26 protein-coding genes and 1 pseudogene are annotated in these 26129 nt (G+C 71.7%); 18 read left to right on the plus strand and 9 right to left on the minus strand.

What is annotated here, in order from left to right:
* Nucleotides 1-118 precede the first annotated feature (118 nt).
* The gene (locus tag WBN91_RS06865) at nt 119-1012 is read right to left on the minus strand and encodes a LysR family transcriptional regulator (protein ID WP_337723508.1); all 894 of its coding nucleotides are present in this window, start codon (nt 1010-1012) and stop codon (nt 119-121) included.
* Nucleotides 1013-1082: 70 nt separating this feature from the next.
* Between WBN91_RS06865 and WBN91_RS06870 the strand changes: the two genes are divergently transcribed.
* Nucleotides 1083-1943, plus strand: coding sequence for a dihydrodipicolinate synthase family protein (locus WBN91_RS06870; protein ID WP_337723507.1), 861 nt, complete (start codon nt 1083-1085; stop codon nt 1941-1943).
* A 10-nt stretch (nt 1944-1953) separates the two neighbouring features.
* Here WBN91_RS06870 and WBN91_RS06875 read toward each other — a convergent pair whose 3' ends face one another.
* Nucleotides 1954-2748 carry an HAD family hydrolase gene (locus tag WBN91_RS06875; protein WP_337723506.1) on the minus strand — a complete coding sequence of 265 codons (795 nt, stop codon included), beginning with the start codon at nt 2746-2748 and terminating at the stop codon, nt 1954-1956.
* 49 nt (nt 2749-2797) lie between these two features.
* Here WBN91_RS06875 and WBN91_RS06880 point away from each other — a divergent pair, with 49 nt between their 5' ends.
* Both WBN91_RS06880 and WBN91_RS06885 read left to right on the plus strand, forming a co-directional pair.
* The gene (locus tag WBN91_RS06880; protein WP_337723505.1) at nt 2798-3367 is read left to right on the plus strand and encodes a TetR/AcrR family transcriptional regulator; all 570 of its coding nucleotides are present in this window, start codon (nt 2798-2800) and stop codon (nt 3365-3367) included.
* Complete coding sequence (locus tag WBN91_RS06885) at nt 3368-4276, plus strand: SDR family oxidoreductase (RefSeq protein ID WP_337723504.1); 909 nt, start codon at nt 3368-3370, stop codon at nt 4274-4276.
* A gap of 27 nt (nt 4277-4303) precedes the next feature.
* On the opposite strand, the gene WBN91_RS06890 is transcribed toward WBN91_RS06885, so the two are convergent.
* From WBN91_RS06890 to WBN91_RS06900, 3 genes are all read right to left on the minus strand, one after another.
* Entirely contained in the window at nt 4304-4960 is a 657-nt protein-coding gene (locus WBN91_RS06890; protein ID WP_337723502.1) for a response regulator transcription factor, read from the minus strand.
* A 10-nt stretch (nt 4961-4970) separates the two neighbouring features.
* Complete coding sequence (locus WBN91_RS06895; RefSeq protein WP_443217670.1) at nt 4971-6155, minus strand: sensor histidine kinase; 1185 nt, start codon at nt 6153-6155, stop codon at nt 4971-4973.
* Between the two features lie 107 nt (nt 6156-6262).
* The gene (locus tag WBN91_RS06900) at nt 6263-6769 is read right to left on the minus strand and encodes a hypothetical protein (RefSeq protein ID WP_337723501.1); all 507 of its coding nucleotides are present in this window, start codon (nt 6767-6769) and stop codon (nt 6263-6265) included.
* Nucleotides 6770-6855: 86 nt separating this feature from the next.
* Between WBN91_RS06900 and WBN91_RS06905 the strand changes: the two genes are divergently transcribed.
* The 8 genes from WBN91_RS06905 to WBN91_RS06940 all read left to right on the plus strand — a co-directional run bounded on the left by WBN91_RS06905 (nt 6856) and on the right by WBN91_RS06940 (nt 14721).
* Nucleotides 6856-8373: a dynamin family protein gene (locus WBN91_RS06905; RefSeq protein WP_337723500.1), complete on the plus strand. Its 1518-nt coding sequence runs from the start codon at nt 6856-6858 to the stop codon at nt 8371-8373.
* Nucleotides 8370-8738, plus strand: coding sequence for a nucleotide exchange factor GrpE (grpE, locus tag WBN91_RS06910; RefSeq protein WP_443217671.1), 369 nt, complete (start codon nt 8370-8372; stop codon nt 8736-8738). The genes WBN91_RS06905 and grpE overlap by 4 nt, the downstream gene beginning before the upstream one ends.
* The gene (locus tag WBN91_RS06915) at nt 8735-10552 is read left to right on the plus strand and encodes a dynamin family protein (RefSeq protein ID WP_337723498.1); all 1818 of its coding nucleotides are present in this window, start codon (nt 8735-8737) and stop codon (nt 10550-10552) included. The genes grpE and WBN91_RS06915 overlap by 4 nt, the downstream gene beginning before the upstream one ends.
* Before the next feature lie 268 nt (nt 10553-10820).
* Nucleotides 10821-11513, plus strand: a complete 693-nt coding sequence (locus tag WBN91_RS06920) for a hypothetical protein (protein WP_337723497.1) — start codon at nt 10821-10823, stop codon at nt 11511-11513.
* Entirely contained in the window at nt 11510-12397 is an 888-nt protein-coding gene (locus WBN91_RS06925) for a copper resistance D family protein (RefSeq protein WP_337723496.1), read from the plus strand. Before WBN91_RS06920 ends, WBN91_RS06925 begins: the two co-directional genes overlap by 4 nt.
* 26 nt (nt 12398-12423) lie before the next feature.
* Nucleotides 12424-13305 (plus strand): cupredoxin domain-containing protein, encoded by an 882-nt coding sequence (locus WBN91_RS06930; RefSeq protein ID WP_337723495.1) that lies wholly within the window; start codon nt 12424-12426, stop codon nt 13303-13305.
* Nucleotides 13306-13361: 56 nt separating this feature from the next.
* Nucleotides 13362-13931: a cupredoxin domain-containing protein gene (locus WBN91_RS06935; protein WP_337723494.1), complete on the plus strand. Its 570-nt coding sequence runs from the start codon at nt 13362-13364 to the stop codon at nt 13929-13931.
* 79 nt (nt 13932-14010) lie between these two features.
* Nucleotides 14011-14721, plus strand: a complete 711-nt coding sequence (locus tag WBN91_RS06940) for a hypothetical protein (RefSeq protein ID WP_337723493.1) — start codon at nt 14011-14013, stop codon at nt 14719-14721.
* Here the strand turns inward: WBN91_RS06940 and WBN91_RS06945 are convergent.
* A complete protein-coding gene (locus WBN91_RS06945; protein WP_337723492.1) occupies nt 14718-14957 on the minus strand; it encodes a hypothetical protein in 240 nt (79 codons plus the stop codon). The genes WBN91_RS06940 and WBN91_RS06945 overlap by 4 nt on opposite strands.
* A 106-nt stretch (nt 14958-15063) precedes the next feature.
* On the opposite strand from WBN91_RS06945, the gene WBN91_RS06950 reads away from it, so the two are divergent.
* The 4 genes from WBN91_RS06950 (at nt 15064) to WBN91_RS06965 (ending at nt 20639) form a co-directional block, all read left to right on the plus strand.
* Entirely contained in the window at nt 15064-17484 is a 2421-nt protein-coding gene (locus WBN91_RS06950; protein WP_337723491.1) for a CHAT domain-containing protein, read from the plus strand.
* The gene (locus tag WBN91_RS06955; RefSeq protein WP_337723490.1) at nt 17481-17855 is read left to right on the plus strand and encodes a DUF2304 domain-containing protein; all 375 of its coding nucleotides are present in this window, start codon (nt 17481-17483) and stop codon (nt 17853-17855) included. Before WBN91_RS06950 ends, WBN91_RS06955 begins: the two co-directional genes overlap by 4 nt.
* A 372-nt stretch (nt 17856-18227) precedes the next feature.
* Nucleotides 18228-20039, plus strand: a complete 1812-nt coding sequence (locus tag WBN91_RS06960; protein ID WP_337723489.1) for a phosphoenolpyruvate carboxykinase (GTP) — start codon at nt 18228-18230, stop codon at nt 20037-20039.
* Nucleotides 20040-20138: 99 nt separating this feature from the next.
* Nucleotides 20139-20639 carry a hypothetical protein gene (locus WBN91_RS06965; RefSeq protein ID WP_337723488.1) on the plus strand — a complete coding sequence of 167 codons (501 nt, stop codon included), beginning with the start codon at nt 20139-20141 and terminating at the stop codon, nt 20637-20639.
* A 41-nt stretch (nt 20640-20680) separates the two neighbouring features.
* Here the strand turns inward: WBN91_RS06965 and WBN91_RS06970 are convergent, their stop codons facing one another.
* From WBN91_RS06970 to WBN91_RS06980, 3 genes and pseudogenes are all read right to left on the minus strand, one after another.
* The gene (locus tag WBN91_RS06970) at nt 20681-21517 is read right to left on the minus strand and encodes a septum formation family protein (RefSeq protein ID WP_337723487.1); all 837 of its coding nucleotides are present in this window, start codon (nt 21515-21517) and stop codon (nt 20681-20683) included.
* Between the two features lie 5 nt (nt 21518-21522).
* Nucleotides 21523-22776, minus strand: coding sequence for a hypothetical protein (locus WBN91_RS06975; RefSeq protein WP_337723486.1), 1254 nt, complete (start codon nt 22774-22776; stop codon nt 21523-21525).
* A 77-nt stretch (nt 22777-22853) separates the two neighbouring features.
* Nucleotides 22854-23291 (minus strand): annotated as a pseudogene (locus tag WBN91_RS06980) (LamB/YcsF family protein); the annotation flags it as partial.
* Nucleotides 23292-23380: 89 nt separating this feature from the next.
* Between WBN91_RS06980 and WBN91_RS06985 the strand changes: the two are divergent.
* The 3 genes from WBN91_RS06985 (at nt 23381) to mctP (ending at nt 26101) form a co-directional block, all read left to right on the plus strand.
* A complete protein-coding gene (locus WBN91_RS06985; protein WP_337723485.1) occupies nt 23381-24079 on the plus strand; it encodes a GntR family transcriptional regulator in 699 nt (232 codons plus the stop codon).
* A 120-nt stretch (nt 24080-24199) separates the two neighbouring features.
* Nucleotides 24200-24466, plus strand: a complete 267-nt coding sequence (locus WBN91_RS06990) for a DUF3311 domain-containing protein (RefSeq protein WP_337723484.1) — start codon at nt 24200-24202, stop codon at nt 24464-24466.
* The gene (gene mctP, locus WBN91_RS06995) at nt 24467-26101 is read left to right on the plus strand and encodes a monocarboxylate uptake permease MctP (RefSeq protein ID WP_337723483.1); all 1635 of its coding nucleotides are present in this window, start codon (nt 24467-24469) and stop codon (nt 26099-26101) included.
* Nucleotides 26102-26129: the final 28 nt, after the last annotated feature.

The raw sequence follows: 26129 nt of genomic DNA on the forward strand, positions 1-26129 counted from the left end.
GTGGTAGCCCTTCGGGCAGGCCATACGGTGGGGGAACCGAGGCCCTCCACTTGTAGGTAACACCTACCGCGCGCTCCAGGCGCGAACAACCGCGCTACGCGCGGGAAGAACTACTGTTCTACCGCTTTGGCAGCACATCCCGAGAACTCAACAAAGCCGCAATGCACGCTGCGATCGCCGGATGCCCGCCCCCGCCCCGCCGATATGCGACAGCAGTCCGGCGGCACACCTCCAACGGCACCAAGCGCACACCCACAGCCGGCTGCGCAGCACCCAACTCCGGCACCAAAGCCACCCCCTGACCGGCCGCCACCAGCGCCAACACCGCCGTGAAGTCATCCACGTGGTGTCGAACGCGCGGGGTGAAACCATGCGACTCGCACACCCGGGTCGCCACGGTGTGGCACAGCGTGCCCGGTGTGCCGGCCACCCAGGCCGTCTCCCTCGCATCTGCCACCGGGGTCGGCCCGGTCTCGAACGATGTCGGCACCGCGAGGAACACCGTCTCCTCCAGTAGCGGCACGGAGTCCAGGCCAGGGTCCGGGGCGACCGGCGCAATGTCGTAGTCGTGTACGAGTGCCACGTCCAGGCGGCCGTCGCGGAGGGCGTCGGGCATGTCCACCGGGTCCAGTTCGCTCACCATGAGGTCCAGTGCCGGGTGGTCTCGTGCTAGTGCCACCAACGCGGCTGGTAGCAGGGTTCGGACGGCTGTCGGGAACGCGCCGATTCGTACGGTTCCGGACACGCCTGCCCTCGCGGCGGACAGTGTGGCTGCCGCCGTCTCCAAGGTCGCCAGGATGGTTTCGGTGTGTCGGACCAGCTCCGTTCCGGCCGGGGTCAAGGTCACCCGGCGGCCGGTGTGTTCGAGCAGGGGGACGCCTGCTTCGCGTTGCAGGGCCGCCAATTGCTGGGAGACTGCGGAGGGTGTGTAGGCATGAGCTTGAGCGACCGCCGCGATCGTGCCCAAGTGGGCCAGGTCGCGGAGCAGGCGCAGGCGGCGGACGTCGAGCATCAGGTGAGCTTACGTTTTCGTTGAGGAAAGCGAACTGGTGCTACACGGTCGCGGACTCCATCCTGGCACCATGCTGACCGGTCTGTTCGTTCCGCTGATCACCCCGTTCGACCGTGAGGACCGCGTGGCCCTCGACGCGTTGGAGGCCCTGGCCGACCAGGTGCTCGCGGACGGGGCGACAGGGCTGGTGGCCCTGGGCACGACCGGTGAGCCTGGCGCGCTCACCCCCGCCGAGCAGCGGGCCGTGCTCAACCTCACCGCTCGCGTGGCCCACGAGCGCGGTGCGCAGCTGCTGATCGGCGCGAACACTCCGGAAGCCCTGCGCGACGCCGCCGGTCGGGGTGCGACTGCCGCGCTGACCCTGGTGCCGCCGTTCCTGCGGCCGGGTGAGGAGGGCGTGGTCGCCTACTTCACCAAGGTCGCCGCCGAGAGCCCGGTGCCGCTGGTGGTCTACGACATCCCCTACCGCACCGGGCAGCACCTGTCGGCCGCCACGCTGCGCCGGCTCGCCGCGCTGCCGAACGTGATCGGGGTCAAGCACGCGCCCGGCGGCGTCACCGAGGACACCGTGGACCTGATGGTCGACCCGCCCGCGGGCTTCGCCGTCCTGGGTGGCGAGGACGCGTTCCTCTCGCCCCTGCTGGCCCTCGGCGGCCACGGCGGCATCCTGGCCTCCGCGCACGTCGCCACCGGTCGGTTCGTCGAGCTGGTCCAGGCGTGGGAGAAGGGCGACACGACGACGATCCGCGCGTTGACCGGGCCGTTGAGCGCGTTGTCGCGGGCCTTGTTCGCCGAGCCGAACCCGACCGTGGTCAAGGGCGTGCTGCACGCGCAGGGGCGCATCCCGACCGCGGAGGTCCGCCTGCCGCTGCTGCCGGCGAGCCCGGCGAACGTGGAGGAGGCCGTGCGTCGCGCGACCGCGTTGAGCTGACCACACAGACTTAGGCCGCGAACCACTGGTCCAGGACGGCCGCTGCGCCGTCCTCCAGGACGGTGCCGGTGACGGCGTCCGCCACCTCCTGCACGGTCGCCGGAGCCTGGCCCATCGCCACGCCGTGCGCGGCCCAGCGCAGCATCTCCACGTCGTTGTGCCCGTCGCCGATGGCCAGCGTGTCGGACTCCGCGACGCCCAGTCGCACGCGGAGTTCCTCCAGCGCCGAGCCCTTGCTGACGCCGGTCGGGGCGACGGTCACCCACGGGTCGTCGTGGTCGACGTACCAGGTGACGCCGTCGAGTTCCGCGCCGGCCAGGCGCAGCGCCACCTCCTCCGGCGTGTGGTCGTTCCACCGCATGACCAGCCGGGACGTGGGTTCGGCGGTGAGGCCCGCGAAGTCGACCTCGCGCAGTTCGCCCCACAGGTAGCCGGTCGGGAAGCGGCCCATCGCCAGGTTGCCCTCGCCCGTCACCTCGGCGGCGAACACCGCGCCGGGGAACAGGTCCAGCAGCAGTTCGACGGCCGGGGCCGGGTCGAAGTCGATCTTGCGCAGGACCGTGCGGGACGTCGTGTCCCACCACACCGCGCCGTTGGAGCAGATCGCGACCGTGCCGCGCAGGTCGAGGTCCTCGACGACGGGGCGGGTGCCGATGAGGCTGCGGCCGGTGGACAGGACCACGTGGGAGCCGTGGTCGACGGCCCGGTGGATCGCCGCGCGCACGGCCGGGGCGATCTCCTCGGTGCCCACGCGGGTGATGGTGCCGTCGATGTCCAGGGCGATGAGGCTGGGTCTCCAGGTCACTGGGGAAACCCTAATGGACGATATTAATGAACCGTGGTTCAATAATCCGGTGCCACGACCGCAGTCCATCACCGACGAACGGCTGCTCACCGCCACCTCCGCCGTGATCGGTCGGAAGGGGCCGGGGTTCACCATCGCCGACGTGGCCAAGGAGGCCGGCGTGTCGGTCGGCACGGTCGCGCAGCGGTTCGGGTCCAAGAGCGGCCTGCTCCAGGCGCTGACCAGGCAGACCACCGCGGACGTCGAGCGGCGCATGCGCGAGGCCGCGGCGGGCCACGAGCCCGTCGACGGGCTGCGGCGGGCGCTGCTGACCTGGTTCGAGGGCATGACCGACCCGGCCGAGGCGGGCAACCACCTGGCGCAGCTCGGTGTCGACCTGATCGACCCGGACCTGCGAGCGCTGCTCGCCGACCACTACGCGGCGACCGAACGCACGGTGCTCGACCTGGTGCGAGCGGCGGACCTGCCGCGCGCGCCCGAGCCGGAACGCGCCGCGCGGGTGCTCACGGTGGTGGTCTTCGGGGTCTCGATGGACTGGTCGGTCCGGCCGCGCGGCGCGCTGGCCGACCGGCTGGCGGAGGACGTGGACGCGGTGCTGGACGCGTGGAAGGGGAGCTGAATGTCGTTGGAGGGCAAGGTCGCGGCGGTCACGGGGGCGACGCGCGGCGCGGGTCGGGCCATCGCGGTGGAACTGGGGGCGAAGGGCGCGACCGTGTTCGTCGGCGGGCGGTCGTCGCGGGAGGGGCGGTCGCCGATCGGGCGAGACGAGACGATCGAGGAGACCGCGGAACTGGTCACGGCGGCGGGCGGCCGGGGCATCCCGGTGCGCTGCGACTTCACGTCCATCGCGGACGTGGACGCCTTCCGCGACCGCATCGAGTCCGAAGTGGACGGACAGCTGGACGTCCTGGTGGACGACGTGTGGGGCGGTGAGCAGGCGGTCGAGTTCAAGCCGTTCTGGGAGGTCGACCTGGACAAGCAGCTCGGCATGTGGCACAACAGCGTCCGCGCGCACCTGGTCGCGCTGCACCGGCTGGTGCCGCTGGTGATCCGCAAGCCGGGCGGGCTGGTCGTCGAGGTCACCGACGGGGACGACGACGAGTACTACTCGGGCATGCTGGCCTACGACTCGGTGAAGATCGCGGTCCGGCGGATGGGCCGCGTGCTGGCCAAGGACATCGGCAAGCACGGCGCCACCTCGGTCGCCGTCACGCCGGGGTTCCTGCGCTCGGAGGAGATGCTGACGGGCTTCGGCGTCACCGAGGACAACTGGCGGGACGTGGTGGCGCGCGAGCCGCACTTCGCGATGTCGGAAACCCCGCACTACGTCGGCCGGGGCATCGCCGCGCTGGCCGCCGACCCGGACCGCCACCGGTTCACCGGTCAGGCGCTGGCCTCGTGGACCCTCATGCGCGAGTACGGCTTCACCGACCTCGACGGCACCCGGCCGGACTGGGGTCGCTGGAACGACGACGTGGTGAAGCCGGGCCTGGACCCGACCACGGTGGACGCCTCGAAGTACCGCTGACCCGCGGCGGTGTACGGTCTGGCCCGGTCAGACGTCGCCGGGCCGGACCAGGCCGGTCTCGTAGGCCAGGACCACGGCCTGCACCCGGTCCCGCAGGTCCAGCTTCGCCAGGATGCGGCCCACGTGCGTCTTCACCGTCGCCTCGGACAGGAACAGCTTGCGCGCGATCTCGGTGTTGGACAGGCCCTTGGCGATCAGCACCAGGACCTCCCGCTCGCGCTCGGTCAGCACCTCCAGCACCGACGCGTCCCGCAGCTCGCCGCCGCCCTCGCCGAGGAACCGGCTCAGCAGCCGCTTGGTCACCGACGGCGAGACGACCGCGTCGCCGGACGCCACCGCCCGCAGCGCCGACACCAGGTCGCCGGGCGGGGTGTCCTTGAGCAGGAAGCCCGAAGCGCCGTTGCGCAGCGCCGACAACGCGTACTCGTCCATGTCGAAGGTGGTCATGACCAGCACCTTCCCGGTGCCCGCCTCGGCGATCCGCTTGGTCGCCTCGACCCCGTCCAGCACCGGCATCCGCACGTCCATCAGCACCACGTCCGGCTTCAGCGACGCCGCCAGGTGCACGGCGTCGAGGCCGTCGCCGGCCTCGCCCACCACGTCGATGTCCTCCTGTGCGCCGAGCACCATGCGAAATCCCATCCGCATGAGTTCCTGGTCGTCCACAAGCAGTACTCGGATCACGTCTCCCACCCTATGACGGCACCACCGGCAGCACGGCCCGGACGCGCCAGCCTCCACCGGGGTTCGGACCGGCCTCCAACGTGCCACCCAGCACGCCGGCCCGCTCGCGCATGCCGATCAGCCCGTTGCCGCCGGACACCGCGACCAGGTCGTGCGGCGTGCCGAACCCGTCGTCCACGACCTCCAGCGCCACGTGCTCACCCGCGCGGGCGACCCGGACCACGGCCGACGCCCCGGTGCCGGCGTGCTTGAGCGTGTTGGTCAGCGCCTCCTGCACGATCCGGTACATGCCCAGGCCGAGGCCGGCGGGCAGGTCGGCCAGCTCGCCGGAGGTCTCCAGCCGCACCGGCAGCCCGGCCGCGCGCAGGTTCTCGGCCAGGTCCTCCAGGTCGGTGGCGCCGGGCTGCGGCGCCCACTGCGTGCCCGACTGGTCCTCCTGCCGCAGCACGCCCAGCAGCCGGCGCAGCTCGGTCAGCGCCTGCCGACCGGTCTCGGCGATGGTCCGCACGGCGGCCTCGGCCAGCTCGGGCTGCGACTTGATCGCGTACCCGGCCCCGTCGGCCTGCACGACCATGACCGACACCGCGTGCGCCACCACGTCGTGCAGCTCCCGCGCGATCCGGGACCGCTCCTCGCCGACCGCGATCCGCGCCTGCTGGTCCCGCTCGGTCTCCAGCAGCTTGAGCCGCTGCTCCAGTTCCCGCTGGTAGGCGCGGCGGGCGCCGACGAACTCGCCCAGCGCCCAGCTGAACCCGAAGATCACGACGATGAGGAAGACCAGGAACACGGCCTCGGGCACGGACCCGACCCGCGACACCGACCACACGACCGTGCCCAGCGCGAGCCACCCCGCGTAGAGCAGCGCCGACCTGCGCCCGACGAACGCGACCATCGTGTACAGCGCCACGGCCAGCGCGAAGTCGGCGGGCCGCACGGCCAGGCCCTGGTCGAGGGTGCCGTGGGTGATCAGCTGGATGACCCCGCCGCCGAGGATCGTGTAGCTGGAGCCGACCGGGTAACTGCGCCGGAACGCGACCGGCACCACCAGCAGCAGCCCGACGAACAACAGCACGGACGCCGGCACCGCTCCCCCGACGGAGACCATCGCGCCGAGGTCGAACAACAGCAGCAGCCCGGCGATCAGGGAGTCCCCGAACACCGGGTGAGCACGCATCCACAGGCTCAGCCGCCGCACGTCACCAGCGTAAAGAGGGGTCAGACCGGACGCGTCGCGCCACGGTCTGACCCCGGTCTAATCCTCTGGACGGATGAACGGCGTCGGACGGCCGCACCTCCGCCGCGTCAACGGGTGGTCTTGATCTGCCGCGGGTCGATCTGCGTGGGGTCGACCCGGGTCGTGTCGACCGGCTGCGCCCGGGTCGTGTCGACCGGCGGGACCGGCTCGACCCGCACCGCCTGCGACGGCACGTTGTGCTCCCGCTCGTACAGCCGGTGCTCCTCGGCCATCTCGTCGGCCAGCTGCTGCTGGAGCTGCCGGTCGCGGATGCGGCCCAGGATCATCATCGTCACCGCGTGCACCAGCGCCAGCAGCAGGAGCACGACGCCGAGCTTGACGACGACGTCCTTGACCGGGTCGCCGGTGTCCACGGTGATGATCGACACCAGCGCCAGCAGGCCCAGCACCACGAGGTGGAACAGCACCGTGGCGAGCGCCGTCATGGACCGGGCCGCTTCCGGGTCGCCGTACGCCCGGTTCATGTAGGCCCGGCCGCTGCGGTAGATCAGCTGGCCGTCGATCAGCACCAGAACCACGCCGAGCAGCAGGAAGACCGCATAACCCTGTTCCATGACGTGACCTCCCTCTCGACCCTGGCAATACCCGGAGCCGCCCGTTCGGAAACCGGACCGACACCGCGCGTGGCACGATCTCCGTCGTGACAGCGCAGGCGCAGCAGCTCGCCGGACCGCTCTCGGCGGCCGTGGCGAACCTGTGCGTGCGGCTGCAACCGCAGGTGTCGCCGACCACCGCGGCCGGGTTCCGCGAGGTGCTGCGCCGGTTGTCCGCGCCGTTGCAGGTGGCGGTGGCGGGGCGGATCAAGTCGGGCAAGTCGACGTTGGTCAACGCCCTGATCGGCCGCCGGGTCGCGCCGACCGACGTGGGCGAGTGCACGCGGCTGGTCACCCGGTTCCAGTACGGGACGGTGGACCGCGTCGAGGTGGTGTTCACCGACGGGCGCAAGCAGGTGCTGCCCTTCGACGCGAACGGCGGCATCCCCGCCGACCTGGGCGTGGACGTCGAGAAGGTGTCGCACATCGAGGCCTACCTGACCAACGCGGTGCTGCGGGACCTGACCGTGATCGACACCCCGGGCCTGGGGTCGCTGGACGCCGCGTCGGTCGCGCGCACGGAGGCGTTGCTGGGCGGCGAGCTGGACCCGGTGTCGCGCAACGCCGTCGCCGGCGCGGAGGCCGTGCTCTACGTCGTCACGCAGGGCGTGCGGCACGACGACCAGCAGGCGCTGGCCGCGTTCACCGCCGCGACCGCGAGCCGCGAGGCCGGCCCGGTGAACGCGATCGCCGTGTTGAACAAGGCCGACACCATCGCGGCGGAGACCGTCGAGGGCGCGGACGGCGACACGTGGAAGGCGGCGGTGCTGCTCGCCGAGCGCCAGGCGCACACGCTCAAACCGCGGGTGGCGGACGTGCTGCCGGTGATCGGCCTCGTCGCCGAGTCGGCCGAGACCGGCAGGTTCACCTCGGCGGACGCGGACGCCCTCCGCAAGCTGGCCGAGCTGGACGACGCGACCCGCGAGACCATGCTGATCTCGGCGGACCTGTTCGTGAGCTGGGAGTGCGACGTGCCGGTGGGCGTGCGCACCCGGTTGCTGGAGAAGCTGGACCTGTACGGCATCCGCTGCGCCCTCCAGGCGCTGGACGCCGAGCCCGCGATCACCGCGGGCGCCCTGCGCCGCAAGCTGCTGGACGCGTCCGGCCTGGCCGGGGTGCGCGGCAAGCTCAACGCGGTGTTCCGGTCGCGCGCCGACGGGATCAAGGCCGCCGCCGCGCTGGCGTCGGTGACGGCGCTGGCCGCCGCGTCCGGCGACCCCGGCGAGCGGCAGCGCGTGCACGACGCCATCGAGGTGCTGCTGGCCAAGCCCGAGGCGCACCAGTTGCGGCTGCTGGAGGCGTTGACGCTGGTCGCGTCGGGCGCGGTGGCGCTGCCCGCCGACCTGGCCGACGAGGTGCTGCGGTTCGGCACCTCACCCGACCCGGCCGAGCAGCTGGGCCTGCCGGGTCGACCGCCGCAGGAGCTGATCGCGTACGCGTTGGAGCGCGCGGGCTGGTGGCGGTCCTTCGCGTCGTTCGGGGCGACGCCGGCGCAGAGCCGGGTCGCGCACGTGGTGCACCGGGCGTACTTCCTGATCTGGCAACAACTCCGGGGGCGGCGATGACGGGCGGAACGGAACCGGACGCGGCGGCGTCGGAGCCCGGTGTGGAGACGCTTATCGCCGGTGAGCTGCTCGACCAGGCGCTGGCCGAGCGGCGCGCCCTCGTGCAGCTCTGCCTGTACGCGCTGGACCGGGCCCGGTCCTCGGGCGTGGTGGAACGCATCGAGGAGGGCCTCGCGGGCATCGGCGTGACCGCGGTGCGACCCGACGGCGAGCGGTTCGACCCGTCCCGGCACGAGGCGGGCGGCACCGTGCCCACCGACGACGCGACGCTGGACGGCGTGGTGGCGGAGACCGAGGTGGTCGGGTTCACCGACCGCGGTCGCACCCTGCGCGCGCCGATCGTCACGGTCTACACGGCCCGATGAGCACCTTCCCGCAGACCGTCCGGCAGACCCGCGAGCGGCTGACCGCGCTGGTGCGCTCGATCGACCCGTCGGCGGCGTCGTTCGTGGAGACCCGGCGCGGCGGTCCGGCCTCGGTGGTGGTCGTCGGCGAGACCAACCGGGGCAAGTCGTCGCTGGTCAACGCGTTGCTGGCGACGCCGGGCCTGTCGCCGGTGGACGCCGAGGTGGCGACGGCGGCGTACCTGGTGTTCCGGCACGGCGAGCAGTTCGCCGCCCGGGCCTGCTACGCGGGGTCGATGTCGCCGGTGCCGTTCGAGCGGGCGGAGCTGGTGAACTGGGTGTCGGCGGCGCACGAGCTGCCGGCGGGCATGCTGCCGCCCCGGTACGTGGAGGTCGAGGCGCCGATCCCGCTGCTGGAACGACTGTCCGTTGTGGACACTCCCGGCGTCGGCGGGCTGGAGTCCGTGCACGGCGAGCTGGCGGCCGAGGCGGCGGCCTCCGCGACCGCGCTGCTGTTCGTGGTCGACGCGTCCGCCCCCTTCACGCGCGGTGAGCTGGACTTCCTGCGCACGGTCGGCGAGCGCGTGGAGACCGTGGTGTTCGCGCTGACCAAGGTCGACCAGTTCCGCGGCTGGCGGACCGTGCTGGAGGCGGACCAGGCGCTGCTGGCCGAGCACGCGCCCCGGTTCGCGGGCGCGGTGTTCCACCCGGTGTCGTCGCGGATGTTCGAGCTGGCCGCCAAGGCGCCCAACCCGGACGCGGCGGCGATGCTGCGCGAGCGGTCCGGCGTGGGCGAGTTGCAGGCGGCGTTGCAGGAACTGGTGGTCGGGCGGGCGGCGATGCTCGGCGAGGCGAACTCGTTGCGCGCCCTGGCGACCGTGCTGGACGAGCTGGTGGCGCGGGCGGAGGCGGACCGGCGGGCGCTGTCGTCGGGCGAGGAGGAGGCGGAGGCGCTGCGCGTGCGGCGCGACGAGCTGAACTCGCAGCGCCGGTCGTCCACCCGCAGCTGGCAGGTCAAGCTGCGCGGCGAGGTGCAGCGGGCGCGCGTCGAGGGCAGCCACGAGGTCAGCCGGCAGATGCGGGACGTCCAGACGTGGTTCCGCACGGCGATCGACGCGGCGACCCGCGAGCAGCTGGCGGGGCTGCCGCACCAGGTGGACGCGGCGTTGCAGGTGGTGTCCGGCCGGATCAGCGCGGGCCTGGCGCACCGGTTGCAGCGGGTCGCCGACGCCGCCCTGGCGGACCTGTTCGCGCCCGACGAGCTGGCGGTGATCCGCGGCCAGTTCGCGCGCGGCGCCACCCCGCCGGTCGTGCTGCGCCCGCCGGACAAGCGCGCGCCGACCGCCGAGGACAAGCTGCTGGTGTTCATGGGCGTCACCGGTGGCCTGGGCGCGGGCCGGCTGGCCGCGCTGCCGCTGGCCGGGCTCGGGGTGGCCGCGCTGAACCCGATCGTGCTGCCGGTGACGATCGTGCTGGGCCTGGGCGCGGGCTGGTGGATGGCACGCACGCGCAAGCACTCCGCGGACAAGCAGCACCTCAAGCAGTGGCTGTCCGACGCCATCGCCGACGCGCGGTCCACAGTGGACCAACTCGTGGCGGAGCAGTTGATCGAGGCCGAGCAGGCGCTGTCGCTGGCGCTGGACGACGCCCTGGGCAAGCGCGTGGACGCCATCGAGGCGGAGCTGCGCGAGGTCGACAAGGCGTTGCGCATGGAGGCGGGTGAGCGCTCGAAGGCGCTCGCGGCGGCGACCCGGCAGGTGACCGAGCTGAGGGCCGGACGGACCAAGGTGGACGACCTGTTGTCCCGCATCCGGGCGCTGCGCGACCGCGTTTGAGGCGTATTGTCGGTGCCTGAAAAAGGCATAACGAGCGTTGTTCGAATGAGGTGCGCAGGGTCACCCGGACGGCGTAAGATCGACAGCGTTTCCGCTGGTCAGCGATTGTTGTCCGAGAAATTAAATTCGGTATTGCCGTTCCCGCCCCGCGCCGGAAGGCCTATTCGGCAGGCCACTTAACGGGCGATACACGATTACGACATGCCCGTTCACGTGCGGCTGATTCGCTGTGCCCCATCGATTTCCGGCGAGGACCGCGGGGGCAACGGTGAGGGTCAACAGGGACCAGGTGGTCGCGGCGAGCCTGGTGGGCACGGTCGTGGTGGTGCTCGGCTACGCGTCGGGCCTGGGTCGCGTGCCGACCCCGGCGGCCACCCAGCAGGAAGCGCGGCAGGCGGTCGTGCCCGAGCACCCGGTCACGACGACGACCCCGCCCTTGGTCCACATCGGACAGCCGATCCCGCAGAACCCGCCCCACGCGGTGGCGCCGGTGACCCACCCCGCGGTGACCCACCCGACGCCCTCCCACCCCGAGACCACCCACCCCACTCCGACCCACCCGACCACGCCGCCGGGCACCACGCCGCCGCCTCCGCCGCCGTGCGACACCGACGCGATCGCCGCCCTGCTCAAGCAGTTTGGCGCGCTGGTCGGCGACCTGCCCCTGGTGACCGACCTCGCGCAGCTGACCGACCTCGTGCGAGTGACGGAGGCCCTCCCGGTCAGCAGCTTGCTGTCCGGCGTGGTGGGCGGACTACCGCTCGGCGGTGGGCTGGGCGGTGGGCTCCTGGGTGGTGGGCTGCCGCTCGGCGGCGCGCTTCCCCTGGGCGGCGCGCTCACCCAGCCCGCACCCAAGGTCGTCACGACCACCGACAACGCGCAGCTCAACGGTCTTCTCGGTGGCTGCGGCCTGCTCGTCGGCCCGGACAACCGGGTCGTCGGAGTGGTTGGCACCCCGTGAACATCGCACTCGCCGTCGACCCCTCCCGCTCGTGGCTCACCCTCGCCCGCCTGGTCGACTACACCGGCACGGTCCTCTTCCTCGGCGGCACCGCGTTCCTGGCCTTCCTCTGGCCCGACGGCGCGCGGGAACGCCGACCCAAGGCGCTGGTCGTCGTCGCGTGGCTGCTGGGCGCGGTGGGCACGGTCGCCGGTCTGCTGCTGACCGCCGCGTGGATCGCCCGCACCTCGCCCCAGGACCTCACCACCGGCACGGTGCAAGCGGTGCTGGACATCCCGTTCGGCCGCGCCTGGACCGCCCGCGCCCTGCTGTGGGTGCTCGCCGGCGTGGTCCTGGTCGACCTGCTGCGCCGCGGTCGAGCCGCCGTGACCTCGCTGCCGTGGCGGGTCGGCGCGGGTGCGATCGCGTTCGGCGTCCTGCGCACCAGCGGCATGACCGGCCACGCGCCCGACCTCGGCTGGTGGGCGCAGGTGGCGGTCCTCGTGCACCTGGTCGCCGTGAGCCTGTGGGTGGGCGGGCTGGCCGTCCTGCTGATCGGCGTGCTGCCCGGCCGCCACCCTGACACCCTGCGCGAGATCGTGCCCAGGTACTCGAAGCTCGCCCTCGGCTCGGTCACCGTCCTGACCGCCGCCGGCGCCCTGCTCGCCTGGCGCCTCAACGGGTTCCAGGTGTCCACCGACTACGCCCGCATCCTGCTGGTCAAGCTCGCCCTGTTCGGCGTCCTGCTCGCCGCGGGCCTGGTCAGCAAGAGGTGGGTGGACCGCCGACTGGCCACCGCCACCACCGTCGCGCCCTTCGCCCGCACGGTCGCCCTGGAGACCGTGCTCGCGATCGCCGTCCTCGGCGCGGCGGCCTTCCTCGTCACCGCCAGTCCCGGCCGGTGATCCCTGCGAGAACTGAGGAGTCCACTGTGGACGAAGAGAACAACCGGCGGGGCGGGAGGATCGCGCTCGTGCTCGCCGCGCTCGGCATCGCGGGCGCGGTGTTCAGCCTCGCCGCCGCGGGCGCGACACCCGCCGCGCCCGGCGTCGAGCAGGTCGGCCTCGCCGCGCAGGCCGGTCACGCGCCCGAGGCGCAGCCCGCCGCGACCGCCACCCACCAAGTGAACATCGTGGGCTACGCCTACAGCCCCGCGAGCATCACCGTGAACGTCGGCGACACGGTCACCTGGACCAACCAGGACACCGCGCCGCACAACGTGGTGGTCACCTCCGGCCCGGAGAAGTTCACCTCGCCGACCCTCCAGAAGGGCCAGTCCTACACGTTCACCTTCACCAAGGCCGGCGCCTACCAGTACTACTGCTCGGTCCACCCGGACATGAAGGCGAGCGTCACCGTCGCCGGCACCACCCCGACCACCACGACGACCGCGCCCCCGACCACCACCACGGGCCACCCGACCCACCCGACGCCGACCACCACCACCGCGCCACCGACCACCGCGCCGCCGGCGGACTGCGTGCCGAAGGAGTCCCTGGCCCCGCTCATCGCGCACATCAAGGCCGCGCACCTGGAGACCTCGCCGCTCCAGCAGGTCAACGACGCGTTGGCGTTCGACAACTACGTCCGGCAGCACACCGTGATGCTGGGCCAGGTGCTCGACCCGTTGCTGGCGAGCAACGTGCAGGGGGCGGTGCTCGAACCGTTCATCGCCCACGTCAAGGCCGCGCACTTGGAGACGTCGCCGCTCCAGCAGGTCAACGACGCGTTGGCGTTCGACAACTACGTCAAGCAGCACACCGTGATGCTCGAGCAGATGCTCACCCCGTTGCTGGAGCAGGCGACCTGCTGACCGCGTCGCGACCCGGCCAGCGCCGTCCGGGTCGCCCGTCCCCCCGGAGAACCGCCATGCTCGCGAGAACCGCCCTGCTCGGTTTCGTCGCCCTGCTCCTGGCCCTGGCCGCGCCGCCCGCGCACGCCGCCGAGGGCCACGCCGTGCCCATCCGCCAGTACGCCTACCAGCCCGGGTCGATGACCGTCCGCGTCGGCGACACCGTGACGTGGACCAACGAGGACCAGGCCGCGCACGACGTCGTCACGTCCGCCGGCCCCGCCGCGTTCCAGTCGCCGATGCTCGCCACGGGCCAGTCCTGGACCTTCACCTTCACCGTCCCCGGCACGTACGCCTACTACTGCTCGGTGCACCCCGACATGCGCGCGGAGATCACCGTGTTGCCCGTGGAGACACCGCAACCCGCGCCGCAGACCACGCAACCGGTCGCGGAAGTGCCGCAGCAGCCCCACGTCCAGTCACCGCAAGTAGTCACCACAACCCCGCCCGTCACGACGACCGCCACCCAGGCCGCGACCACCCCGACGCCCTCCGGCCTGAACCCGATGCTCCTGCTCGCGGGGCTGGTCGCGGCCGTGACGACGTTCTGCCTGCTCCTCATCGGTTCACGTCCCGACAAAGGGTGATGCGGGTTCCGCAGCGGAACCGAACAGGCATAACGTGAGTCCTACCGGTACTTGTGCGGCAGCAGGAGGGTGGGATCCGGTGTACGTCGACGAGACAGGTGCTTCCGACGGCGAGCTCAAGGTCACCGTCGAGGACGAGGAGTACACCGCCGAGGCGACCTACGACCTCGACGACGACGGCGTCGACGAGAGCGCCGTGGTCGAGACCGACGACGGCGGGCACCTCGCGTTCAGCGACACCGACGGTGACGGCGACGCGGACCTGATGAGCACGTTCGACAAGGACGGCGAACTGGTCGGCCAGGCCCGGTTCGACGAGCGCTCCGGCGAGTGGATCGCGGTCGAGCCGTCCGACGACCACACCAAGCAGACCAACCAGAACGCGGGCAAGTCCATCGTCGTCGACATCGAGGACGGCGCGGACCAGGAGGTCGGCCCGGCCACCGAGGACACCGACGGCGACGGCACCGCCGACACCGCCGTGGTCAAGGACGAGCAGGGCGACACCTGGCTGTTCACCGACGTCGACGGCGACGGCAAGGCCGACCTGGCCACCGAGATCACCTCCGACGGCGAGGTCACGGTGTCCAAGCACACCGGCGAGGACGAGTGGACCGAGGTCGAGCACGGCCGCATCGACCAGAACGGCAAGTACGAGCCCGACAGCCGCAGCGGCCTCGCCGAGGACAGCGACGAGGTGTGGGCGGCGGCGGCCGAGGAGCGCAAGGTGACGGTCAGCGGTGTCGTGCGCATCGACTCCGTGACCGGGCAGTGGATCAGCCCCAACTAGGGGTGGGAGCGGCCGGCGATCTCGGTGATGTCGCCGGCCGAGTCGAACGTCAACCGCGGCGCGTACACGGCGACCTCGGCGAACTGCTCCCGCGTGCACCGCACCGTGCCCACCCCGCTGAACAGCGCGATCTGGACACCGCCGGCGGATCCGCACCCCAACGGCGCGTAGAACTCGACGTCGTCCGCCAACCGTGACGTGTGCCGGTGGGCCGGACCGGCCGAGGTTGGCATCATCTGATCGAGTGATCTCCGCGTTCCACCGATCGTGCCGTATCCGTTTCCGACCGAAACCCTCCTGTGTAAGGGACAGCCCGTAGTCGGCTGCTCACGGGGAGGGACGATGGTCGGTCCGGGCGCGGTGGTGGCGGTCGTGCTGGCGGTCGTGTTCGGCGCGAGCGGGGCACTGCCGGACGAGGTGCGGCGCGGCGGCACGTACGAGGTCGTGGCGGCAGACCTGGTCGGCGGACGGGAGTGCGTGCTCGTCCTGGGCGACCGGCCGGTGGGCGGGTGCGAGCAGACCAGGCCGCTGCGCGCGACGATCACCGTCCGCGCGGACCACCCGACCGGGCTGCAAACGTTGGTGTGCCGGGGTTGTGGGCGGCCGGGCACCCCCGTGCCGCCGCCGGCCCAGCCCGAGGTGCCAACGGTCGCCGGGCCGACGTCGTCCTCGTCATCGTCCTCGTCGAAGTCCACGCCGCCGCCGGCGAGCACTACTAAGCCGGCCATCGTGATGCCGTCGCTGGTCGGTGACACGCCCGCGGTGGCGGAGCAGCGGTTGCGCTCGCTCGGCTGGACCGGCCCGTTCACCGCGCAGGACGCCTGGACCCCGAACTCGGCCGAGAACGGCCTGGTCAAGTCGCACACCCCGGTCGCGGGCAGCACGCTCGGCCCGAACGCGCCCGTCACGGTCAAGGTGGGCAAGTACGCGCCGGGGTTCCACCGCCGGCAGGCCGACGAGGTCGTGCTGGGCACGACGACCGTGGTCGGGGAGGTGTCGCGGGTAGAAGCGCCGCGGGAACCGCCGACGATCGCCGCTCCGCCCGCGCCGGTGGCGTTCCGGTGGTCGGACCTCGCCCTGCCCGCCGGGGTGGTCCTGGCGTTGGCGCTGCTCGGCACGTGGTGGTGGTTGCGCCCGCGTCGGTGGCCGCCCGGTCCGCCGAGGTGGGAGGGCGGACCGGGAGTCCGGCCGGTCCGGCTCGCGCTGTCCGATGTGGACGGACGCCGGCACCCGGTCACCCGTCCGCTGCGCCCCGACCGCCGCTACCGGCTGACCCTCGACATCGGCGCGCTGCCCGCCGCCGGCCCGCCCGGGGACCCGGTGCCGCTGGACGTGGTGGTGTTCGACGGCCCGCAGTCGCCCGTCCGCCTCGACCTGACCACGGCGGCGGCCGGACCGGTCACCGTCACCGTGCGCGGGGCGGGGCGGCTGCGCTGCAACCTGTACTGCCGGGGCGTGCTGCTCCAGTCGTTCCTGGTCACGTCCGACCGCCGGGGCTGGACGGCGAAGCGCGACTACGTGACCAGCTTCGGCCTCGACCCCGCCGTGCTGCGCCACACCCGGCCGCACGTGCTCAGCGTCCTGCTCAACCACGACGACGAGGACGAGCACGGTGTCTACGCGTACTTCCCCGACCGCGCGGTCCGGCTGACCGGCCGCATCCCGGCCCCGCACGTCGCCGCGTGGAACCGGACGGCCGCCGAGCTGTACCGGCACGCCCAGGACGTCGGCCGGGACCGGCGGCGGCTGCCGCAGGTGCTCGGCGCGCTCGCGCTGCACGGGTGCACCGTCGAGTCGGGGATGGTGCCCCACGTCGACCGGGCGGTCCGCCGTCGCGGTGAAGACCCCTTCGTGTTGCGCGAGGCCCTGCGCGGGCCGGGGCGCGTGCAGGTGGTGTGGCCCGCGGGCGACACACAACCGCTGCCCGTCCCGCTCGTCTACGACTACGACTTGGCCGAGATCGGGTCGTGGGAACTGGGTCTGTGCGAGCGGTTCATGGACGACCTGGCGAACCGCCTTTCCCCGGTCTGCTTGGAGGGCCGGTGCGTCACGGGGTCCGACCGGGTCGTGTGCCCGGCGGGTTTCTGGGGGTTCCGGTTCGACCTGGGGTCGCCGCGCTCGCTCGACCCCGACCGGCCCGTTCCCGACCGCGTGCCGCTGTCGTCCCGCCCGCCCACGGTGGTGCTGGGCAAGGCGACCGATCCCGCGTTCCGGCTGCGCGACGGCCACCTGGAGGCGCTGCGCGAGCAGGTGGGCGACGCCGTCTGGCACGAGACCGACCGCCTCGACGAGCTGCTGGACCGGCTGCGCGGCACCCAGCCGGCGCTGGTCTACCTGTACTGCCACGGCGGGGTCTACGAAGGGCGGGGCTGGGTCCGGGTCGGGACCGAGACGCTGACCGCGCGCGGGCTGCGGCGGGGGCTGGGCGGGCCGTGGACCTCGCAACCGCTGGTGCTGCTCAACGGCTGCCGGACGGTCGTGCTGGACGACGACACCGCGAACCCGCTCGCCGGGATGTTCGAGTGGGCCGGCGCGGCGGGCACGGTGGGCACCGAGGTGGACGTCCGCGAGCCGGACGCGTGCGCGTTCGCCGACCGGTTCGTGCCGTTGTTGCTCAGGGAAGGCGCCGAGGTGGGGCGGGCCCTGCGCGAGGCGCGGCTGGAGTTGCTGCGCCACGGGACCGCGATCGGTCTCACGTACACGGCGCTGGCGCGCGCCGACGTCCGGGTCGTGCCCGCGGTGGTGGAGGAGGTCGAGGCGTGATCGAGCTGGTGGGTGCCGGCGCGTTCGGGTTCGTGCTGGGCTGGAACCTGTACTTCGTGAACCGCTACCGCACCGACAAGGTGTCGTTGTCGCAGCTCACGTCGCTGATGGGCATCGTGGGCGGCGCGGCGGTGCTCGCGTTGTTCCCGGCGGGCACCGCGTTGTTCGGTGCGTATGGCATCGGGCTGGCGGCCGGGTTCCTGGCGTACCTGGGGGTGCTGTTGCTGATGGTGTGGAAGTCGCCGTCGTTCAGCGTCGCGTGGCTCCTCGACGGTCGCCGGCCCGCCCTTGAGGACGGCGAAGAACGGCCTGGGGACGGCCGGGGCGGCGGAACGCCGATGGGCGACCCGGAACACCGCCTGCCGAGCTGAACACCGGCCACCGCGGAATCCGGACATTTCTCCTGCAATTCTTGCACCCCAACGTGAGAGCGCTCTCACAACGTCACGAAGTCGCAACCTCACCGTGTGGTCACCGCCGCACCGCTCGGCCCTTGCATTCCCCGAACTAAAGCCCAGGTCACAGCCCGGTTTGTGGTGATCGGGTGCTGAATCGATTCCAGAATCGGTTTTGTGAGAGAGCCGACAGGTCAGATGTGCGTTACCGAGGATTAACCCGGCTAACCTCCGTCTATCCCCTTAAACGGCACGCCCTCCACCGGGCGGGCGGAGCCATTCCCGAGGACGTCCCACCAGGACAACGGCGTCCACGTGGGCTGGCGCTCAGCTAGGAGACGAGACGAGATGACGGCAGTGACCATTCCCGGTCTCGACCAGGCACCCACCAACCACGCGCGCCTGTTGTCCTGGGTGCGGGAGGTCGCCGAGCTGACCTGCCCCGACGAGGTCGTCTGGGCCGACGGTTCCCAGGACGAATGGAACCGCCTGACGGCGAAACTGGTGGACGCCGGCACGTTCGTTCCGTTGAAGAAGAAACCCAACTCGTTCTGGGCCGCCTCCGACCCGACCGACGTCGCGCGGGTCGAGGAGCGCACCTTCATCTGTTCCGTGGACGAGGCCGACGCCGGCGCCACGAACAACTGGATGGACCCCGCCGAGATGAAGGCGATCATGACCGAGCTGTACCGCGGCTCGATGCGCGGTCGCACGATGTACGTGATCCCCTTCTGCATGGGTCCGCTGGACGCCGAGAAGCCGATGCTGGGCGTCGAGATCACCGACTCCGAGTACGTCGTCGTCTCCATGCACATCATGACCCGCATGGGCACCAAGGCGCTGGCCCGTTTCGGCGAGGACGCCGAGTTCGTGCAGGCGCTGCACTCGATCGGCGCGCCGCTGGAGCCCGGCCAGGCCGACGTGCCGTGGCCGTGCAACGACACGAAGTACATCACCCACTTCCCCGAGGAGCGGACGATCTGGTCGTTCGGCTCGGGTTACGGCGGCAACGCCCTGCTGGGCAAGAAGTGCTACTCGCTGCGCATCGCCTCGGTGATGGCGCGCGACGAGGGCTGGCTCGCCGAGCACATGCTGATCCTCAAGCTGACCTCGCCGGAGAACAAGGCGTACTACATCGCCGCCGCGTTCCCCAGCGCCTGCGGCAAGACCAACCTGGCCATGCTGGAGCCGACCATCCCGGGCTGGAAGGTCGAGACCCTCGGCGACGACATCGCGTGGATGCGCTTCGGCGAGGACGGCCGCCTGTACGCGGTGAACCCGGAGAACGGCTTCTTCGGCGTCGCGCCGGGCACGGACTACCACACCAACCCGAACGCGATGCGCACCATCGAGAAGGGCAACTCGCTCTTCACCAACGTGGCGCTGACCGACGACGGCGACGTGTGGTGGGAGGGCATGGGCGAGCCGCCGGCCCACCTGACCTCGTGGAAGAAGCAGGACTGGACGCCGGGCTCGGACGAGCTGTCCTCGCACCCGAACTCGCGCTACTGCACCCCGATCGAGCAGTGCGACATCAAGGCCCCCGAGTGGGACGACCCGAACGGCGTCCCGATCTCGGCGATCTTCTTCGGTGGCCGCCGCGCCACGACCGTCCCGCTGATCACCCAGTCCCGCGACTGGCAGCACGGCGTGTTCATGGGCGCGACGCTGTCCAGCGAGACCACCGCCGCGGCGGTCGGCCAGGTCGGCGTGGTGCGCCGCGACCCGATGGCGATGCTGCCGTTCATCGGCTACAACGCCGGTGACTACTTCCAGCACTGGATCGACACCGGCAAGTCGGCCGACGCGGACAAGCTGCCGAAGATCTTCTACGTCAACTGGTTCCGCCGGGGCGAGGACAAGCGCTTCCTGTGGCCCGGGTTCGGCGAGAACTCGCGCGTGCTGAAGTGGGCCATCGAGCGCATCGAGGGCAAGGCCGCCGCACAGGAGACCCCGATCGGCCACGTGCCGACCGCCGACGAGCTGGACCTGACCGGTCTGGACGCGCCGCGCGAGGACGTCGAGGCCGCCCTGGAGTTCCACGCCGACGAGTGGCGCGCCGAGATCCCGCTGATCGAGGAGTGGTTCGCGAAGATCGGCGAGAAGGTCCCGACCTCGCTGCGCGACGAGCTGGAGGCCCTGAAGCAGCGCCTCGGCTGACGCCGTGAGCCCGAGACCCTGGTGGACAACGGCGTCCACCAGGGTCTCTTTTTGGTGACTCCACGTGTTTCCGGACTGGTCCGGAGGTACCAATGGAGTGTGACCCAGCAGGACGATCTCCCTGGCGGCCTGCACTTCGACGGGCCTCGGGACGTGCAGGTCGGGCCGCAGACCGGCATCGTGCGCTACTACCCGGTGGCGCCGGGCACCACGCCGCCGTCGTCCGGGAACGGCGCGCCGGAGCCGGAGCCCGCTCGCCCGCGCACGCGGTGGTGGTGGCACGTCCTCGGGGTGCTGTTGGGGCCGGCGTTGGTGGTGGCGGGGGCCTTCGCGTGGGGGTACGGGATCGACCAGTTCGACGAGTTGCGCTGGCGCGGGCTGGTGGGCTTGGGACTGGCGGGACTCCTGGTGGGGTTGATGACCTTGGGGCGGCTGTCCCCAAGCGCGCCCCTCGTCGGTGGACTGACCGCCGTGGCCGCGTCGGTGGTCTACGAACTGGGCTACTTCCCGCCGTTGCCGGTGCTCAGGCCGGTGCTGGAGAGCGGCGCGCCGGTCGCGGTGGGCGTGCTGCTGCTCGTGGTGGCGCTGCGCCGGCGGTAGTTGTCCACAGGTTGTGGACGAAGCTGTGCACAGCCTGTGGGTCAGCCGGGGAGCGGCTTGTCGGCCAGTCCCCACAGGCGTCCGGTGAACGGCCGGGTCGCCTCGGCGTAGCAGACGACCGTCGTGTAGCCCTCGGACCAGGCCTGGCTGCCGAACGCCCGCCAGGAGGGGAAGACGTCCGGCCGTTCGGCCCCCACGTACCCGGTGACGGCGGTGGCGCAGTGGTCCTTCGCCTTGGCGTCCACCTGCTCCTGGGACGGGGTGGGCGAGGTGTGCGCGCCGATGTTGAGCACACCCGGCACGGCCTCGGCCCGGTGCTGGGTGTCGCAGCCGACGATCTTGAGCTGCTCGTCCACTCCCGGTGACCCCTGTGCGCACAGTTGCACCTGGGCGAACCCCTCGCCCTTGAGCACGCTCTTCAGCGGCCCGGTCCGCTTCTTGCGCTGTCCGTCGGGGCCGATCTCCACGACTGTGCACAGCCGCCAGCGGTCGCCGCGCGCCCAGCCGTCCCGGCTCACCCAGAGGACCTGCGGCTGGAGGCGGGTCGCGTCGTGGTCGGTGCTGCCCAGGTAGGCGGCGAGGGCGGTGCGGCACGCGGGGATCGCGCTGCGCCGCAGGTCCCGTTCACTCGGGTAGGCGTCACCCAATCCGGTGAACTGGCCGATGGCGACGACTTCGGCCTCGTGCGGTTCGGTGCAGGGCACCACCTTCAGCGCGCCGTCCGTGCACTGGCTGTGCTGGGGGAGTTCCTTCACGCTGGGCGTGATCGACGGCCGGACCACCTCGCCGTCCGGCGTCCCCGGCACGGGACTGGTGCAGCCCGTGAGGAGGGCGAGCGACAGCAGTCCGACACCCACCGCCGCCCGCCTGCGTCGCACGATGATCAGACTACTGACACCAGCGCCCGCACCTGATCGGCGATCGACCGGCGTTCGGCCTCGAAGGCCGCGTCGGTCAGTGCGGTCGGGTCGACCGGCTGCCGCAGCACGGGGGTGTGCAGGTGGCCGCCGGCGGCGGTCGAGCCCAGGCCGAGCCGGACCCGGTTGGCCCGGTACATCGACTCGTTGGACAGGTAGTCGCCGCCGCTGCCCACTGCGGCGACCGCGCCCGGCGTGGGTTCGTCGGCCCGGCAGCTGGGCGTGCCGGTGCCGGGGGTGGTGCCGATCGGCCACTCGCAGAAGGAGCGGTTGTAGTGCACCGGGAACGGTGTGGTGCCCGCGTCCACCATCCGCTGCCAGGGCAGGGAGGTCTCGATGAACTCCAGCGCGGGCTGCGGCCAGCCGGCGGCGTCGGGCACGGTGCCCCTGGCCCCGATGTCGTTGTTGTCGGCGAACCCGCCCCGCCACCGCGCGGCCCAGCGCTCGACGTCGAACCGGCCCGGCCGGCCCTGGCTGACCGTGACCAGCGCGTCGGGCCGCAGGCCGCGCCGGATCGCGCCGCCGTAGAACTGTTCGACGACCCCTTCGTCGAACGACCCCCACAGCACGGGCAGCACCGCGGCCTCGACGCGGGCGGGACCGTCCGGGGTCTGCACGACGGCCCCGTCCAGCCGCAGCGCCGCCGCGCCCGCCGGGTTGCTGCGCCGGACTGAGGTCCCGCTGAGCTGGAACGGGTCGAACCCGGTGAGCAGGATCCGCCGCCCCACGCCGCCGAACCGCACGTCGTCCACCCCGCGCGACGCCCGGTCCACCCGCCGCACCAGCAGGGCGCGGTCGCCGGAGGACAAGTCGAACCGGGGCCGCCACTGCCGCACCGCCGCGGTCACCTGGAGCCGCGCCCAGTACAGCGGCCGATCGTCGTAGGCGTCCCACTCCCGCTCGTCGCGGGCCCGGTCCACCGCCGCCCGCCACAGCTCTCGCCCGGTCTCGGCGGCGAGGGTGTCCGCGCCACCGGGGGTCCGCACGGCGCACAACCGCTCGGTGAACCCCCGGACGAGCGGCTCGAACCCGCCCAACCGCGCCAGTTCCGGCCCGACCGCCGGGGCGCCGGGCGTCAGGGCGTCGTCCAACCGCTGCTCCTCGACGGTCAGCGGGGCGCTCGGGTCGAAGCACCCGGCCTCCGCCGAAGCCACCGCCGGCAGCCCGAGAACACCCAGGCCGACCGCCAACACCACCACGCTGTGCATTCGCCTGATCACGCACCGATCCTGGCGAAGCCCCGCGAGGCCCACCACCCCCGACCTTTGACAGCTGAGACGCCGAGCCTGGTGTCCACGGCGGCGACGGGAACACCGGCCGCGACCAGGGCGTCCCGCACGGCCCGCGCGAGGGTGACCGCGCCCGGACCGTCCCCGTGGACGCAGAGGGAGTCCACGCGCAGCCGCACGAAGTGCCCATCCACCGACCGCACCCTCCAGGCGTCCAACCCGCCGAGCTGGTAGAGCACCTCGGCGGTCAGCACGGACGGTTCGACGTCCACGAACCGCCGCCCGAACCCGGCCAGGCCCGGGTACCCGACGTGCGCGCCCACCGCGACACCCCGCGCCGCCGCCCAGTTCACAGGTCCGCCGCTCACAAGTCCGCCGCATGATCAGCGGGCCGCCGGCGTGGAACCCGCAGACCACGTTCGCACTGGTCACCACGTCAGCAACGCGGCGTCGTCGCCGAGCGCCCACCGCCCGAAGCCCTCCCCCAGATCCGCGTTCAGGTCCACGGCCACCACCTCCCTGTCGTTCAATGTAGGGATTGTTCAACAATCCAGCAATACTCCGATTGACGTGTTGAACCACTAGACTCGGCACCATGACGAGCGTCGACGCGGACGACTGGCTGCGGACCCTGGCCGCGGACCGCGCGGACATCGACCGGTCCAGCACGGCGGAGAAGGTCGCCGACAAGCTGCGCGCCAGCGTCCTGGGCGGCGAGATCCGGCCCGGTCAGCAGCTCAACGAGAAGGTCCTCGGCGACGCCCTCCGCGTCTCCCGCAACACCCTCCGCGAAGCCTTCCGCCTGCTCACCCACGAGCGCCTGCTGGTGCACGAGTACAGCAAGGGCGTCTTCGTCCGGAAACCCGACTGGCGCGACATCGCCGACCTCTACGCCGCCCGCCGGATCATCGAGTGCGGCGCCGTCCGCGCCTACCCGCAGGCCCCCGACGAGGCCAAACGAGCCGTCCGCACCGCCGTGGACCACGCCGTCGAGGCCTCCACCAAGGGCGACTGGACTGCGGTCGGCACCCACAACATCAGGTTCCACCAGGCCCTCACCGCCCTGGCCGGCAGCGCCCGCCTGAACGAGGAGACCGAGCGCCTGCTGGCCGAACTGCGCCTGGCCTTCCACGTCATGGACGACCCGAAGCGCTTCCACGAGGACTACCTGCCGGGCAACCTGGAGATCACCGCGCACCTGGAGGCGGGGGCGATCCAGAACGCCGTCGACTCGCTCTCGGCCTATTTTGAGACGGCCGAACACCAGCTGGTGACGGCCCTGCGCGGTGAGTGAAAAAGGATCACGATTCAACTACGTCACCGGTAGGTAATCCACCGGACACCGTGACGGCCGTCCCCCCGTGGGCCTAGCATCGCGCGACACCCTGTCATCCGGGCCGCACGGAGGGCACACATGCCGTCTGCTCGACACTCCAGCCTGCGCTGGAGCTGGTGGAACCTGCTGCTCCTGGTTCCCCTGCTCATGCTGATCACGCCGTGGTTCAACTCGGACCAGCCACGGCTGTTCGGGATGCCGTTCTTCTACTGGTACCAGTTCGTCTTCGTCCCGCTGGGCGTCATCTGCGTCGGCATCGTCTACGTGAAGACGAAGGATCAACCGACCGTGACGGGCAAGCCCGACCGGCTGGGCGTGGACGACCTGGACGAGGGGGCGAAGTAGATGCAGTGGACCGAACTCGTGGTGTTCAGCGCGCTGTTCCTGCTGGTCACCGTGCTGGGATTCTTCGCGGCCCGGTGGCAGCGGGGCGACACGCTCGACCACCTCGACGAGTGGGGCCTGGGCGGGCGGAAGTTCGGCTCGTGGATCACCTGGTTCCTGGTGGGCGGTGACCTCTACACGGCGTACACGTTCGTCGCCGTCCCCGCCCTCGTGTTCGGCGCGGGCGCGATGGGCTTCTTCGCGCTGCCGTACACGGTGATCCTGTACCCGATCGTCTTCCTGCCGCTGGTCCGCATGTGGTCGGTGTCCCGCGTCCACGGCTACGTGACGCCCGCCGACTTCGTTCGCGGCCGGTACGGCTCGCACTGGCTCGCGCTGCTGGTCGCGATCACCGGCATCGTCGCCACGATGCCCTACATCGCGCTCCAGCTGGTCGGCCTGGAGGCCGTGCTGCGCAGCATGGGCCTCAACGGCGGCGGCGTGCTGGGCCACGCGCCGCTGTTCATCGCCTTCGTCATCCTGGCGCTGTACACCTACCAGTCCGGCCTGCGCGCGCCGGCGCTCATCGCGTTCGTCAAGGACACGTTGATCTACATCGTGATCCTGGTCGCGGTGATCTACCTGCCGTCGAAGTTCGGCGGCTGGGGCGCGGTGTTCGACAGCGCCCAGGCGAAGTTCGACGCCACGCCCGCCAAGGGCGACGGCATCCTGCTCAACGCCAACAACCAGCTCCAGTACGCCACCCTGGCGCTGGGCTCCGCGCTGGCGCTGTTCCTGTACCCGCACTCGCTGACCGGCATCCTGGCCTCGCGCGGGCGCAACGTCATCAAGCGCAACATGGTGGCGCTGCCCGCGTACTCGCTGCTGCTGGGCCTGCTGGCGATGCTGGGCTTCGTCGCGATCAGCGCGGGCGTCAAGCCGATCACCAACCAGGCCACCGGCCGCCCGGACACCAACACCATCGTGCCCGAGCTGTTCGGCCAGGAGTTCCCGTCCTGGTTCGCCGGCGTCGCGTTCGCGGCGATCGGGATCGGCGCGCTGGTGCCGGCGGCGATCATGTCCATCGCGGCGGCGAACCTGTGGACCCGCAACATCTACAAGGAGTACCTGAAGAAGGACGCCACCCCGGCGCAGGAGGCCAAGCAGGCCAAGCTCGCCTCGCTGGTGGTGAAGTTCGGCGCGGTCGCGTTCATCGTGTTCATCGACCCGCAGTTCTCCATCGACCTCCAGCTCATCGGCGGCGTCATGATCCTCCAGACGCTGCCCGCCGTGGCGATCGCGCTCTACACCCGGTGGTTCCACGTCTACGGCCTCATCGCCGGCTGGATCGTCGGCATGGGCTGGGGCATGTGGCTGCTGTACAACATCCCCAGCGCGGACGGGAAGCGCCCGCACTTCGGTGGTTCGGCGCTGGCCCTGGACAAGCTGTCGCTGTTCGGCTGGCACCCGTTCGCCGGGTCCACGGTCCAGATCTACGTGGGCGCCGTGGCCGTGGTGGCGAACCTGCTGGTCGCGGTCCTGGTGACGTTGGTGGCCCGGCAGTTGCGGGCGTTCAACGGCACCGACGAGACCACCGACGACGACTACCACGTCGACGAGGACAGCCCTCGGGTCAAGCCGGTCGCTGTCCACTGAGGACGGTGTAGTCGAGCCCCGTCCGGCC

The sequence above is a fragment of the Saccharothrix sp. CCNWYY140 genome (assembly GCF_037401995.1).
Taxonomy (GTDB): Bacteria; Actinomycetota; Actinomycetes; order Mycobacteriales; family Pseudonocardiaceae; genus Actinosynnema.

Coding starts and splice junctions, on each gene's coding strand:
- WBN91_RS06865 (WP_337723508.1), bottom strand. CDS start 1,012: ATGCTCGACGTCCGCCGCCTGCGCCTGCTCCGCGACCTGGCCCACTTG.
- WBN91_RS06870 (WP_337723507.1), top strand. CDS start 1,083: ATGCTGACCGGTCTGTTCGTTCCGCTGATCACCCCGTTCGACCGTGAG.
- WBN91_RS06885 (WP_337723504.1), top strand. CDS start 3,368: ATGTCGTTGGAGGGCAAGGTCGCGGCGGTCACGGGGGCGACGCGCGGC.
- WBN91_RS06900 (WP_337723501.1), bottom strand. CDS start 6,769: ATGGAACAGGGTTATGCGGTCTTCCTGCTGCTCGGCGTGGTTCTGGTG.
- grpE (WP_443217671.1), top strand. CDS start 8,370: ATGACGGGCGGAACGGAACCGGACGCGGCGGCGTCGGAGCCCGGTGTG.
- WBN91_RS06915 (WP_337723498.1), top strand. CDS start 8,735: ATGAGCACCTTCCCGCAGACCGTCCGGCAGACCCGCGAGCGGCTGACC.
- WBN91_RS06935 (WP_337723494.1), top strand. CDS start 13,362: ATGCTCGCGAGAACCGCCCTGCTCGGTTTCGTCGCCCTGCTCCTGGCC.
- WBN91_RS06945 (WP_337723492.1), bottom strand. CDS start 14,957: ATGATGCCAACCTCGGCCGGTCCGGCCCACCGGCACACGTCACGGTTG.
- WBN91_RS06950 (WP_337723491.1), top strand. CDS start 15,064: ATGGTCGGTCCGGGCGCGGTGGTGGCGGTCGTGCTGGCGGTCGTGTTC.
- WBN91_RS06960 (WP_337723489.1), top strand. CDS start 18,228: ATGACGGCAGTGACCATTCCCGGTCTCGACCAGGCACCCACCAACCAC.
- WBN91_RS06985 (WP_337723485.1), top strand. CDS start 23,381: ATGACGAGCGTCGACGCGGACGACTGGCTGCGGACCCTGGCCGCGGAC.
- WBN91_RS06990 (WP_337723484.1), top strand. CDS start 24,200: ATGCCGTCTGCTCGACACTCCAGCCTGCGCTGGAGCTGGTGGAACCTG.
- mctP (WP_337723483.1), top strand. CDS start 24,467: ATGCAGTGGACCGAACTCGTGGTGTTCAGCGCGCTGTTCCTGCTGGTC.